The organism is Bacillus sp. ISL-7, assembly GCF_018613065.1.
This window is the reverse complement of sequence record NZ_JAGGQW010000020.1, coordinates 38,160-51,383: the sequence shown is the minus strand read 5'-3', so window position 1 is coordinate 51,383 and position 13,224 is coordinate 38,160. Positions and strand designations below refer to the sequence as shown.

The following is a 13,224-nucleotide window of genomic DNA, read 5'->3' as shown; positions in this document are numbered from 1 at the left end:
GTTTCCAATATGGCGGAAAAATAACATAAAAAAATAAGTTCTAAATTTTGTTAGTGATTTAAAATACTATCCCTGGCGAGTAATTGTATCGTCATGTCATCCATTGGTGGATTATGAAGGCCTGCCCTTACATCTCGATAATACCGCTGTAACGGATTTTTCAATGAAAGACTTTTTGCACCTACGATTCTCATTGCTAAATCAACAACTTCGATTGCGTTATTGGTAACTGTTAATTTTGCTGCACCTAAAGCAGCCCCCATTTTTTCCCTAGCTTGATCGTTTGAATAATCCCACTGTTTTGCAACCCCATATAAGAAATGCTCGGACTGCATTAATTTCAACTCAATCTCTCCAAGTTTTTGCTGAACATTTGGTAAATCGATAATTGGACCGACAATACTATTCGGAGAATATTCTTTAGCAAATTGAATAGCATATCTTTGGGCCGCTTTTGCTATGCCCAGATAACATGCTGGAATATGAAGTAGCCATCCATTCGCTCTTTTTCCGTTCGAACTTAACTTTTCCACAAGATATTCATCATCTACCAAACAATTATCCAAAATTAAGTCATGACTCCCTGTTCCTCTTAACGCGATACTGTCCCAAGTTTCCTCAATAACCAATCCTTTTGTGGATCGTGGAAGTAGAAAATTGGCCACATCATTGGTTTCTTTGATTGTTGCACTAACTATAAAGTAATCTAGGACGGGGGACATGGTAGTAAATGTTTTTCTCCCTTTAATAACCCAGCCATTCTGACTTTTTTCTGCTGTGGTTTCCGGTCTGCCGCCTCGTGTAGGACTTCCAGTCTTCCGTTCACTTTGAGCACTATTTATTAATGCTCCATTTTTCACTTGTTTACAAAGATACTTAAAGATCGACTCATCCCAAGAGCTTTTTTCATTTAGATTCATAATAATTCCCATATGCCATCCAATCGAAAGTGCTGTTGCCCCGTCACCTTGTGCAATCGTTTCTTGGAGTCGAATTAGTTCATAAAGCGAGATATCCTCTCCACCATGCCTTGAAGGAACAGTTAATGCCGTGTAACCTGTATTTTTCAGATCCTGAATATTTGCATACGGGAAACTACCTTCTATATCTACCTGAGGTGCTCGTAATAGGAATTGTTTTGAAAGTATTCTCATAAACTCTATTCGTTCATCTAATGTATCTTTTTCTTGAAAGTTCATCTCTCATCTCTCCTATCCCATTAACAAAAAATCATTCAAACCCCTAGTCTTATTAACCAGGGGTTTGTTTCTTATTCTAAATTAGCAAATTTTTCCAAATCGCGGTTTTCACCGATTACTACTAGTACATCACCGTAATTAATTTTTTCATCAGGAGATGGTGAAATGTTAATTTCATCTTCATGCCGAATCGCGATGACGCTCAAATTAAACTTTGCCCTTAAATCTAGTTCCCTTAAGGTTTTCTCAATCATCCTATCGGGGATTTTTACTTCCTCTACACTATAATCCTTCGATATCTCAATAAAATTTAAGACATTAGGTGATAACAGCTGATGGGCGACTCGAATTCCCATATCTCGCTCAGGAAAGACGACCCAGTCTGCCCCAACCTTTTTTAATACTTGACCATGAAGTTTATTTAATGCTTTGGCAATCACCTTTTTTACACCAAGTTCCTTCAATAATAAAACAGATAGGATACTTGCCTGAATATCGTTTCCGATTGCTACAATAACTGTATCAAAATTACGGATCCCAATCGATTTTAATGCCTCAGCTTCTGTTGAATCGGCAATCACGGAATGAGTAACGAATGGATGGGATTCTTCAACTCGTTCCTCATTCACATCGACTCCAAGCACTTCCTGCCCAGATTCATATAACTTATTGGCAATACTTAGTCCAAACCTACCTAATCCAATCACTGCATATTGATTAGCCATTGTCTCCTTGTACCTCCTTGGTGTAAAAAACTACCCAATCGTGATTTTTCCCTTCGGATACCGGAATGCATCAGGGTTTCTGCGAATTGTCACCGCATAAGCAATAGTTAATGGTCCTACCCTGCCAGCAAACATAGTAAAAATTATCAATGCCTTGCCAAGTGGTGATAATTCAGGTGTCAATCCCATCGATAGCCCGACTGTTGCAAAGGCAGAAGTTACCTCAAATACTATTGTTAGAAAATCTTGTCCGTGTTCAGAAATGGTTAGAATAAGCGTCATTAGCATGACGAGAAATAACCCGCTAAATGTGACGGTTAATGCTTTATAAATCGTTTCATATTCAATCCGCTGACGGTAAAAAATAACATCCTCTTTCCCGCGAATTTGTGACCAAACAGCTCCAATGAGCGTTGTAAAAGTGGTGGTTTTGATCCCCCCGCCTGTCGACCCAGGCGATGCACCAACAAACATGAGTAACACAATTAATAATAATGATGATTGCGTTAAATCACCAATACTTAATGTGTTAGCCCCTGCTGTTCTTGCCGTAACAGATTGGAATAATGACCCAAGGATTTTCCCTGAAAACGACAATGGTTTTAGCGTTAATCCATTGGAATATTCAAGCAGGAATATACCAGCTGTACCTACTACTATTAAAACGCTGCTCGCCATTAAGACAATCTTTGTATGTAATGATAGCCGTTTTGAAACACGATATTCAAATAGTTCGTTCATAACGATAAAGCCAAGACCACCTAAGATAATTAATACACTAACGGTCAACGTAACGATTGGATCGTCAACATAACTCGTTAAACTATGAAACTCCCCCATTAAGTCAAATCCCGCATTGTTAAAGTTGGAAATCGAATGGAAAATCCCATAATAAATCGCTTTTCCTATCGGCATGTCAAAGGAAAAACGGATAGATAAAAGCACAGCACCAAGTATTTCAATCACCGCTGTAAAAATTAAAATTCGTCTTACTAGCCGTACAATCCCCTCCATTGATAAATTATTTAATGATTCTTGAAGTAGAAGCCTTTCTTTTAAAGATATTTTCTTCCCTAATAGGAAGGCAAAAAACGTTGCAAACGTCATAAATCCAAGTCCACCGACTTGAATCATACATAAAATAACCACTTGACCGAATATCGAAAATGTGGTCCCGGTATCTACGACAACTAAACCTGTTACGCATGTTGCAGAGGTTGCAGTGAACAGGGCGTTTAAAAATGACAAACCTTGCCCATTTGTAGTCGAAACAGGCATGGTTAGTAGAAATGTTCCTAGTAATATGATCAAACCGAAACCTAGAACAAGAATTTTTGGTGGATCTAGATATATTTTTTTGCGCAGCATAGTTTTCTCCCTTACTACTTTAATGTTATTTTTAACAAACAATTAATAATCATGTGTTATCTATGATCTTAATTTTTTTCTCCTTGTTCATGCCTCTATTTTTAAATATTGTAAATCTATAATACAGGAAAAATATACAATTACTAACAAAAAATGTAAATTAAAGATGTGAATTGGTACACCTTAAAAAATTTTTTACCATGAGTGTGTCAAATGTGTGTCATAACTCACTGTTGATTGACTATATGTTGTTCTATAATACAAGAAGTAAATTTTCCATGTTCATAAACACTCTTTCTAAATATATAACGACTTTTTGGAGGAAATAATAAAATAGCATGGGGTTGAAGGGGGATTGTTATGAAACAAGGGTCAAAACAACTAATTATACAAACTGGAAGTCTGGTAGCAGGTTTTATGGTTTGGGTACTGATATCATCACTAATGCCGTTTATTAAAGTAGATATCCAACTTACTTCATCTCAAATTGCTTGGACTACGGCGGTCCCTGTTATCCTCGGTTCACTTCTTCGAGTTCCGATTGGCTACTGGGCCAATCGCTATGGCGCTCGAATTTTATTTACAATCAGCTTTATTATACTGCTCATTCCAATTGCGTTGTTAAGCTATGCTAATTCCTTATTAACATTAATCTTAGGAGGATTTTTACTAGGGATTGGCGGTGCTATCTTTTCCATCGGTGTTACCTCTCTTCCCAAGTATTATGAAAAAACAAAGCATGGGTTTATTAACGGAATTTACGGGGCAGGAAATATTGGTACGGCAATCACTTCCTTTTCCGCACCCGTACTTGCTACCACCTATGGATGGAGAAACACCATTAAAATCTTCCTGATAGTTGTATTAATCTTTGCTTTTTTAAACTTTATATTTGGGGACAAAAAGGAACGAAAAGTTAACATTTCCTTACTCGAACAAATCAAAGGGGTATATAAAAATCCAAAACTTTGGTTTCTAAGTCTATTTTATTTTATCACGTTTGGTTCCTTCGTTGCTTTCACCATTTATTTACCATCGTTTTTAGTTACTCACTTTGAATTAGATAAAGTCGATGCAGGACTCCGGACAGCAGGTTTTATTGCTTTGACAACCTTTTTTAGACCCATAGGTGGATGGTTAGGCGATAAAGTTAACCCTTTTCTTATTTTAATGGCTGTTTTCTTTAGCCTAACTTTTGCAGGGTTTCTTTTGTCATTTACTCCATCACTGCCGATATATTCCTTTGGTTGCTTATTAGTTGCTTTCTTTGCGGGAATTGGAAATGGCGCTATCTTTAAACTAGTCCCTTTATATTTTTCCAATCAAGCAGGTATTGTGAATGGAATTGTTTCTGCCATGGGAGGACTGGGTGGTTTTTTCCCGCCAATCATTCTCACGATTCTCTTTGATTGGACTGGTCATTATGCGATTGGGTTTATGTCCCTATCTGAATTTTCCTTAGCAAGTCTGGTTATCGTGGTATGGCTATATTATCAAGATAAGTTGGATATTTCTGCAAAGATTGTAAACCATGCCTTAGATGGTATTTGTGTAACCGATGTTAATGGCAGTATTCAAAGCGTTAATCCCGCATTCACAAAAATCACTGGCTATAGTCAAGCAGAGGTAATCGGTAAAACCCCAAGTGTATTTCAATCCGGTGAACATGACAACGAGTTTTACAAAAAAATGTGGTTTAGTTTAAAAACAGACGGGGTTTGGGAAGGTTATATTTGGAACAAACGCAAAAACAATGAAATTTACAGAGAATGGCTAACTATTACAGCCATTAAAGATGACGCAGGTGAAACAAAAAACTTTGTAGGTATGTTCTATGAAGATAACGAAAAATCCTAAAAAAGGCAGAACAAAAGGAGATCTTCCCCGTGGAAGGTCTCTTTTGTTTTGTAATCTTGGGCAATTTATTACAACTTTTTGTCAACTTCCTTGAGTTCACAGTTCGTTCACTGTTTTTGTGACGTACGTCACAAAATTCATGTTACCATCTGTTTTATAGTAATTACACAAACAACTCTCACTTTATAAAAATTAAAATTTGATCACAAATTAAAACGCCGCATTTATTTGGGTGATTCCTATTGTCATCTTGACAGTTTTAGCAATGTTTAAAATGGATAATGTACCTGGTGCAAAGCAATCAGTTTCGGAACAATTTGTGATTGTAAAACGGAAACATACTTGGATTATGACAGCCCTATATGTAGCGACTTTTGGTTCATTCATTGGTTATTCAGCGGCATTTCCGCTTTTATTAAGTTCACAATTCCCAGAGCATATATCACTTGCCTTTCTTGGTGCATTAGTGGCCGCAGCTTCAAGACCTGTTGGTGGTTGGATGGGAGACAAACTTGGGGGTGCAAAGGTAACTTCCTATGTTTTAGTCATCATGGGAATTGGCTCTGCAGGGGTTATTTATTTCCTAAATGGAAAACAATTTGCTGGATTCTTATTATCCTTCTTAATTCTGTTCGTTGCATCTGGTATTGGTTCAGGCTCGACTTTCCAAATGATTCCGAACCTTTTTATTCCTAAAGAAGCAGCACCAGTAATTGGGTTTTCAGCGGCATTTGCAGCCTATGGATCATTCTTTATTCCTAAACTTTTCGGGTGGTCAGTTAAGGCGACGGGCACTCCTGTTACAGCTTTATACTTCTTTATTGCTTTTTATGTAGTGGCATTTGGACTCAACTGGTATTTCTATCAAAGAAAAGCTACAGCAGCTAAATCATTTACACAACAAGTCGGATAATTCCGACTTGTTTTTTTAATAAGGCGATAATAAACTTGGCTGTTGATTTGCGCTCCAGGCGCGCAGCTTTCCGCTCCAATCAACATGTGCCAAAATTAACAATGAGCTTTAACTTAGCCAATTAAAAAAACGCAGTCATTAAACTGCGTTGATTTAAAAATTCTCTATATCCTAGATATCGCAACCGCACAAGCCTTATATTCGGCTGTTCCTGAAATAGGATCAAATTCATTTAAGGTTAAGACATTGGTCGGTGTTTCACTCCAGTGGAAGCTCATAAAAACGAGCCCTGGGACTACTTGTTCGGTAATCTTCGCCTTTACTAGTAGTTCTCCTCTTCTCGAGCGAACCTGTACCACTTCACCATCTGTTATACCTAAAGCTGCAGCATCATTTGGATGAATATCAACAGTCTCTTCTGTTTGTTTTAATTTAACTCCAGCAGCATAATGACGCGTCTGAGAATGTGTATTGTAAGATTCATAACGTCTTCCTGTTGTTAGTGTAAATGGATATTCAGCATCAGGGAGTTCCAATGGTGCAGTATAATCTACCGGTACAAATGCTGACTTTGTTGATGTCGACTCCATTTGGTGGAACCTCTCGTGTAAAATAAGTGTTCCTGGATGGTTTTCATCTGGGCAAGGATAATGAATACCATACTCTTTTTCAAGTCTTTCATACGATATGCCCCCGTACATCTCCCAAGCTAGTTTTCTAACTTCATCCCAGATTTCTTCGCTGTTGTTATAGTGAATAGGATAGCCCATAATCGTAGAAAGATCACATAGGATTTCCCAGTCTTCTTTCACATTAGGGTGTGGTTCTACCGCTTTGCGAACCCTTTGAACTCTCCGGTCGGTGTTGGTATATGTCCCATCCACCTCACCCCATGAACGTGCTGGTAATACAACATCAGCCATTTTTGCTGTTTCCGTTAAGAAAATATCTTGAACAATTAATAAATCAAGCTTTTCAAACAATGTTTGTGTATGATTCATATGAACATCAGCAAGGAGCGGGTTTTCACCAATGACATAAAGTGCCTTTAATTCACCCGTCTCGATCCGATCAAAAGTTCTCGTTTGTGTGTCACCCACTCTTGGGTTTAGTTCAACATTCCATTCCTTTTCAAACCGCGCCCGGGAATCACTATTTGCTATGCTCATTCCACCTGTTAATTGGTTTGGCAAACAGCCCATATCACCCGCACCTTGAACATTATTCTGACCTCGAAGCGGCATGACACCAGAGCCTGGTTTACCGATATTCCCAGTTAATAACGCAAGGTTTGCTATATCAAATACATTATTTACACCACAGTGATGCTCCGTAATCCCGAGCGTGTACGCAATCATTGAACCGTTTGAGGTGGCGTACTCTCTTGCAGTTGCAGCAATGTCTTCTGCATTTAAACCGGTAATCGATGCAGCGTATTCCAGCGTAAAAGGCTCGACTTGCTTTTCTAACTTCTCGAAATCAAGCGTAACCTGTTGGACAAACTCCGGACTGTATAAACCTTCTTTTAAGATGACTCTAATGAAAGCATTGATAAGAGCAATATCTGAGCCCACATTTAATTGCAAATGGCGATGGGAGGATTTTACCATATCTATTTTCCTTGGATCTATGACAATTATTTTCAAACCAGATTTTGCAGCTTTTTTCATACGATTTGCAATAATGGGGTGTGCCTCTGTTGTATTTGAACCCATCAAAAGTAACACTTCTGCTCGATCAATATCATCTAGTGTATTAGTCGGTGAACCGCTTCCAAAAACAGTTGCCAGACCGGCAACGCTAGAGGCGTGTCAAGTACGGTTACAGCCATCAATATTGTTACTATTAATGACCGCCCTCATAAATTTTTGAGTTACAAAATTGGATTCGTTTGTATTTCTCGCGCAAGCGAACATGGATATCGAGTCTGGACCCCACGTAGTTTTTATGTTGGATAATTGACTAGCAATGAATTGATATGCTTCATCCCAAGTGGTTTCAACTAGCTTTCCTGCTTTTCGGATTAGTGGAGATGTTAATCTATTTTTTGCATGTACGTATTCATAGGCAAATGCGCCTTTTACACATGTTTGCCCTTTGTTCACTGGAGCTTCCTTGTCACCGCGAATTTTCATGATTTTGTTGTCTTTTACTTCAAGGACTAAGCCACATCCAGTACCACAGTAACCGCAGATCGTTTTAACAAAATTTGCTTCTCCCACCATTTTCACTCCCCTATAAAAACATTAATACCTCTATTACCATATTAATCTATTTAATAAGAATGTGGATTTCTTTTTCAAAGAATATTTGTCTTTTTCTTGAATGAAAATTTTGGAAATAAAAAAACGAGAGATCAGATCCCCCGCTTTCAGGCAATTTTTGCCGGTAATAAGATATTAAAGGTTGTTCCTTTATTAGGTTCACTTTCCACAAACACCTTACCATTATGGCTTTCAATAATTTTGAAACTAACCATTAAGCCTAAGCCGTTACCATTCTTCTTGGTTGTGTAAAAAGGTTCTCCTAGTTTCTTTAATTTTTCTTTGGATATTCCTACTCCTGTGTCTTGAATAGATATTTGGACATTATTATCATGTATGATTGTTTTAACATTTAATTCGCCACCATTAGGCATAGCTTCAATTCCGTTTTTAATGAAATTCAGAAATACCTGCTTTAAGCGATTCTCATCACATTTAATTTGAATAATTTCATGATTACAATCAAAGGTCAAACGAACATTTTTCTTTCTCGCTTCGAATTCTAACAAAGAGACGACATTCTTAATAACAGGAACAACATTTTTTTCTTCCAACTCCACTGCCTTTGGTTTTGCCAATACCATAAAGTCCTCAACAATCGTATTAACCCGTTCAATTTCATCTAGAATGATACTTAAAAACTCCATTCGCTCCGGATCTTTTTCGTCTAACTGCAAGAATTCCGCGTACCCTTTCATCGATGTTAGTGGATTACGGATTTCATGAGCAACACCTGCAGCCAATTGTCCTACAGCCGCGAGCTTATCCTGGCGATGGAGGACCTCTTCTGTTTTCTTCCGCTCTGTTATATCATTGCGAATTGCAAGGTATTGGTATGGCTTTCCTTGACCATTAATAAATGGAACAATGGTTGTGTCTACCCAATAATAAGTTCCATCCTTAGCTTTATTTCTAATTTCACCCTTCCAGACATTTCCAGATCCGATAGTTTTCCAAAGATTTTTGAAAAAGTCCTTTGAGTGGTAACCAGAATTTAGAATATTGTGGTCTTTCCCCAGGATTTCTTCTCGATTATATTTAGATATCTCACAGAAATTGTGATTTACACTGGTGATGATTCCTTTCGCATCTGTAAATGCGACAATTGAGGATTGATCAAGTGCAAATTTTATATCAATATTCTCTTTAATTGTATCCTTAAGATGCTCTTCCGCCTTTTTTCGGTCAGAAATATCTGATCGTATTGCAATATATTGAACAGGTTTACCTTTTTTATTCAAAAAAGGAACAATTGTAGTATCGACCCAATAAAACGTCCCACCCTTTGCTTTATTACGAATTTCCCCACGCCATATTTGTCCAGCTTGTATCGTACGCCATAGGTCTTTGAAAAACTCTTTAGAATGATAGCCAGAATTTAATATTCTATGGTTCTGACCGATAATCTCTTCCTTTTTATATTTAGAAATTTCTTCAAATTTATCATTTACAAAAATGATTGTTCCTACTGGGTTTGTAATCGCAACAATGGTTGAAGCATCCAGTGCAGCTTTGATGTCTTTTAAGTTTGTATCCGTCGTCATTAATTGTTTACTAATTAATGTACTAGATAAAATAAGTCCACCGATTATTAATACTGATACGAAAAGTACCAAATAAATAATAAATGAACTATCAGCGCTTGATCCCCCAAGAACTTTTGGTGTCGTAAATGAGGCTCTCCTTAAAAGAAAATGACCTTCGATAATTGCTAATGACATAATGATTGCACTAATTGGTTTTACCCAAACCTGATTACTTTGGGTATAACTTTTTGAAGAAAAAAGAATCCATAAAGAAAATAAAAAGGAACCAAAGATTAAAAGTCCTGAAAAAACAAGCAAGAGGAAATTAAATTTAATATTTACATTCATTGCATATAATCCGATTACCTGTATTGCAATTACTGCAAAGGTTAGAAATACACTGCCCACGATTAAATGATAATATTTAATTTGTTTTCCATAAAATGAAAGGAAAGCCATTCCTGTAAAAGCAATCCCAATAGCCATTGAAAGAATCGTAAGTGGAATTTGATAACTTGCGAACCGATTTGTATCTGCTGAAATGAGTCCGATAAAGTTCATGATCCAAATCCCGATTCCCATAGATACTGTTCCACCCAAAAACAGGAGCCTCTTATTTTTTTCAGACGACTTAATTAAGGTAAACATATCTAATGCTGTATATGATGCCATGATGGTTAAACCAATGGCAATAATAATGTAATAAGGTTGAAAAGTCCCGATCATTGCATTCATTTACCAGCATCTCCCCACTTTCTATATTGCTTTTCTACTATGATAGTAATGTAAATCGTAATGTTAAGGAAGCACCAAATATCGAAGATTGTCAATTTCCCTTTACTTTAACCGAAAAATAACCGTCATATTAAAACAAGAAAAAAGGAATAAATTAATTCTTGTGATAAAAGACTTATTTTTTTAAAATGGCAGATTTTTTTTAAAAAAAGTCTACACATTTTTATTTATTTCGGCTATACTGTACTATAACAAGAGTGATTCAAATAAACTGTATTAATAAAGGGGGATTTTTATTATGTTAATGAGTCCAGTTGAGTTTTTTCGTACTTTGCAAAAAAAGGAATGTTCAGAGTGTGGTCAGCACATGGAGGAACAAGCAGAAAGTTACTTTATGGAATGTGATCGCTGTTTAGCTAAAAAAGAGGAATAGTTCAAAAAAACTCTCCATTTTTGGAGAGTTTTTTTGATATTAACTCATTAATGATATCTACTGTATTCAATTTATTTCCGTTTTGGAGAGAATTAGGAAGGCATAAACCTTTTTAGAGAAGCAAACCCTTTAGATAAGGAGTTGAATTGAATGTTTAAAAAGGATGATTCTCGAACAGAACAAACCAGAGACCCTCTAAAAGAAACTTTTGCTGGTCGTACGAAAACTGTTTCAGGCGATTCAGTGGATAAACTTAGAAATCTTGAAGAAGCCAACACGTTAATTAGCGGAGATGAGATTCAACAGCAAAATGAAAATCTTTAGAAAGGCGGTTAAATTATATGGGAATGATTGATATAGCTAATGCTAAACTGGGTGATGAAGTTTATATTATTTATCGGAATCCTACTTTTCTAACTGCCGCAAAAATTAAAGCCGCCGAAATTGTCCAACATCCAAATAACCCTGATAACTTAGCGTTATATCTTAATGAGAAATTTCTTGACCTTGAAGATGATGATGCACTTTTTAGCAGCTCTGATGCAGCAAAAAAGGCATATGATACACATTTTTTTGATTTTGGTGAATAAGAAAAGACTGTCATTTATCTATGACAGTCTTTACAAATATATAAATTCTTAAATTTGCGGAAGTTCTCTCATTTCCTGTAACATTTCATTTCCACACATTGGGCAGAGTAAGTCATCTGCCACAAAATCTTTCCTCATCCAACCTATACACGCTTCATCTATACAAGAATAGATTTCAGTATCAACCAAGATTGTTTCAATTTCTTCTTCTTTAGCTCTTTTACCGTAAAAAATGGGAACCGCCTCCTTTTTTATTAGTATGCACATAAAAGTGGCTTTTCATTTCCATAAATTCCATAGGAGTTGGAAAAATAATGTTTACAAATAAAAACCAATACACAATTGTTGGAACGGATATCGAAGAAGTTAAGAGGTTAAATAGCCAATCAGGCTTAAGTTATAATGAAGTTAAGAAGCTACTTGCAGAAATGTACCTTGATAATAAAAAAGAAAAGTAGAGATTTTTTGTATTTGAATTATGAAAAAACTAAGGCCTTCCTGTTAAATGGAAGGCTTTAGTTTTTCTATATGAAATAAGGAATTAGATATGGTACGATAAACGAAATTAATAAGGCGGCAATTCCCATTGCTGCTCCAGCAACAGCTCCTTGGATTTCTCCCTCCTTGACTGCTTCAGCTGTGCCAATTCCATGTGCTATCGTCCCGATTGATAAGCCTCGAGCAAAAGGATGATGAATTTTAAACATAGTCAGAAGCTTTGGACCAAACATAGCTCCAATCATTCCAGTAAGAATAACAAAAGCAACGATGAGTGACACGTTAGCTTTTATTATTTTCCCTATTTCTGTTGCAACTGGGACCGTAACTGACTTTATCGTTAACGAAAGAAGTAGCATTTTAGAGAAATAGAAGCATTTAGCAATAACTAGGGCAGTGGTAATCGTTGTAAATGACCCAATTAATAGTCCAACACAAGCAGCAACTCTATACTTTGCAATCAAATTCCGATTTTTATAAATTGGCACTGCTAAGGCTACTGTTGCTGGACCGAGCAGGTAAGTCATAATTTTTTTAGCAGGAATATATTCACGATAAGTAATATGTGATCCTACTAGCAGGATAATAATGATGAATGTACTTAAGAATACTGGGCTCGTTAAAGGGGATGAATACTTTTGGCCAAACCCACGAGATAGTTTATAGACAACAATTGTTAGGAAAATACTATAAACTGTGATCATGATAATTCACTTTCACCTTTTCTTTTTTCATTATCACTGATTGGGTGGCCTTACCTGCCGATAAAAGTCCAATAAAAGTACTTGTTACAAGGACAAATAAGATAATGACGCCCTTATGTATGAAGATTGGCCCCAATGTCATTAATCCTACGGCAATAGGAATGAAAAAAAAGCTTAAATGTTTTAATAACCATGTGGACGCTACGTCTATTTGTTCGACTTTTATTACACCTGTCCAGAGTAAAACTAAAAGGAGTAGTATACCTATAACATTTCCTGGTATTTGCAAATGAAGAATTCGTACAATTTGATTTCCAATCTGATAAATCACAATTAATATCAATATTTGACTAGAAAATGTCAGTACTTTTTTCACTAAATCCCCCTCCTTTTCTCTGGAATAAAAAAGTAC

At 36.5% G+C, this 13,224-nt stretch carries 13 protein-coding genes and 1 pseudogene; 6 read left to right on the top strand and 8 right to left on the bottom strand.

Annotated features, from left to right (window positions below; translation table 11 throughout):
- Positions 1-50 precede the first annotated feature (50 nt).
- From J7E66_RS05365 to J7E66_RS05355, 3 genes are all read right to left on the bottom strand, one after another.
- On the bottom strand, positions 51-1,199 hold the full coding sequence (locus J7E66_RS05365; RefSeq protein ID WP_214998376.1) for an acyl-CoA dehydrogenase family protein: 1,149 nt from the start codon (positions 1,197-1,199) through the stop codon (positions 51-53).
- A gap of 71 nt (positions 1,200-1,270) precedes the next feature.
- A complete protein-coding gene (locus J7E66_RS05360; protein WP_214998375.1) occupies positions 1,271-1,924 on the bottom strand; it encodes a potassium channel family protein in 654 nt (217 codons plus the stop codon).
- Between the two features lie 30 nt (positions 1,925-1,954).
- Entirely contained in the window at positions 1,955-3,292 is a 1,338-nt protein-coding gene (locus J7E66_RS05355) for a TrkH family potassium uptake protein (RefSeq protein ID WP_214998374.1), read from the bottom strand.
- A 360-nt stretch (positions 3,293-3,652) separates the two neighbouring features.
- On the opposite strand from J7E66_RS05355, the gene J7E66_RS05350 reads away from it, so the two are divergent.
- Positions 3,653-5,149: a nitrate/nitrite transporter gene (locus J7E66_RS05350; protein WP_214998373.1), complete on the top strand. Its 1,497-nt coding sequence runs from the start codon at positions 3,653-3,655 to the stop codon at positions 5,147-5,149.
- Between the two features lie 214 nt (positions 5,150-5,363).
- Positions 5,364-6,062: pseudogene (locus J7E66_RS05345) on the top strand (MFS transporter); the annotation flags it as partial.
- A 164-nt stretch (positions 6,063-6,226) separates the two neighbouring features.
- On the opposite strand, the gene fdhF reads toward J7E66_RS05345, so the two are convergent.
- Both fdhF and J7E66_RS05330 read right to left on the bottom strand, forming a co-directional pair.
- Complete coding sequence (gene fdhF / locus J7E66_RS31610; RefSeq protein WP_374103829.1) at positions 6,227-8,287, bottom strand: formate dehydrogenase subunit alpha; 2,061 nt, start codon at positions 8,285-8,287, stop codon at positions 6,227-6,229.
- 146 nt (positions 8,288-8,433) lie between these two features.
- A complete protein-coding gene (locus J7E66_RS05330; protein WP_214998370.1) occupies positions 8,434-10,587 on the bottom strand; it encodes a PAS domain S-box protein in 2,154 nt (717 codons plus the stop codon).
- 298 nt (positions 10,588-10,885) lie between these two features.
- Between J7E66_RS05330 and yhfH the strand changes: the two genes are divergently transcribed.
- The 3 genes from yhfH (at position 10,886) to J7E66_RS05315 (ending at position 11,610) form a co-directional block, all read left to right on the top strand.
- Positions 10,886-11,020, top strand: a complete 135-nt coding sequence (gene yhfH, locus J7E66_RS05325) for a protein YhfH (RefSeq protein WP_088088609.1) — start codon at positions 10,886-10,888, stop codon at positions 11,018-11,020.
- Positions 11,021-11,170: 150 nt separating this feature from the next.
- Positions 11,171-11,344, top strand: a complete 174-nt coding sequence (locus J7E66_RS05320; RefSeq protein WP_214998369.1) for a hypothetical protein — start codon at positions 11,171-11,173, stop codon at positions 11,342-11,344.
- 17 nt (positions 11,345-11,361) lie between these two features.
- Complete coding sequence (locus J7E66_RS05315) at positions 11,362-11,610, top strand: transcriptional regulator SplA domain-containing protein (RefSeq protein WP_214998368.1); 249 nt, start codon at positions 11,362-11,364, stop codon at positions 11,608-11,610.
- A 48-nt stretch (positions 11,611-11,658) separates the two neighbouring features.
- Here the strand turns inward: J7E66_RS05315 and J7E66_RS05310 are convergent, their stop codons facing one another.
- Entirely contained in the window at positions 11,659-11,877 is a 219-nt protein-coding gene (locus tag J7E66_RS05310; protein ID WP_251032777.1) for a cold-inducible protein YdjO-related protein, read from the bottom strand.
- Between the two features lie 47 nt (positions 11,878-11,924).
- On the opposite strand from J7E66_RS05310, the gene J7E66_RS05305 reads away from it, so the two are divergent.
- Positions 11,925-12,068 (top strand): hypothetical protein, encoded by a 144-nt coding sequence (locus J7E66_RS05305; protein WP_214998367.1) that lies wholly within the window; start codon positions 11,925-11,927, stop codon positions 12,066-12,068.
- A 66-nt stretch (positions 12,069-12,134) separates the two neighbouring features.
- On the opposite strand, the gene J7E66_RS05300 is transcribed toward J7E66_RS05305, so the two are convergent.
- Both J7E66_RS05300 and J7E66_RS05295 read right to left on the bottom strand, forming a co-directional pair.
- Entirely contained in the window at positions 12,135-12,812 is a 678-nt protein-coding gene (locus J7E66_RS05300; RefSeq protein ID WP_214998366.1) for an LrgB family protein, read from the bottom strand.
- Entirely contained in the window at positions 12,796-13,188 is a 393-nt protein-coding gene (locus tag J7E66_RS05295) for a CidA/LrgA family protein (RefSeq protein WP_214998365.1), read from the bottom strand. The genes J7E66_RS05300 and J7E66_RS05295 overlap by 17 nt, the downstream gene beginning before the upstream one ends.
- Positions 13,189-13,224 lie beyond the last annotated feature (36 nt).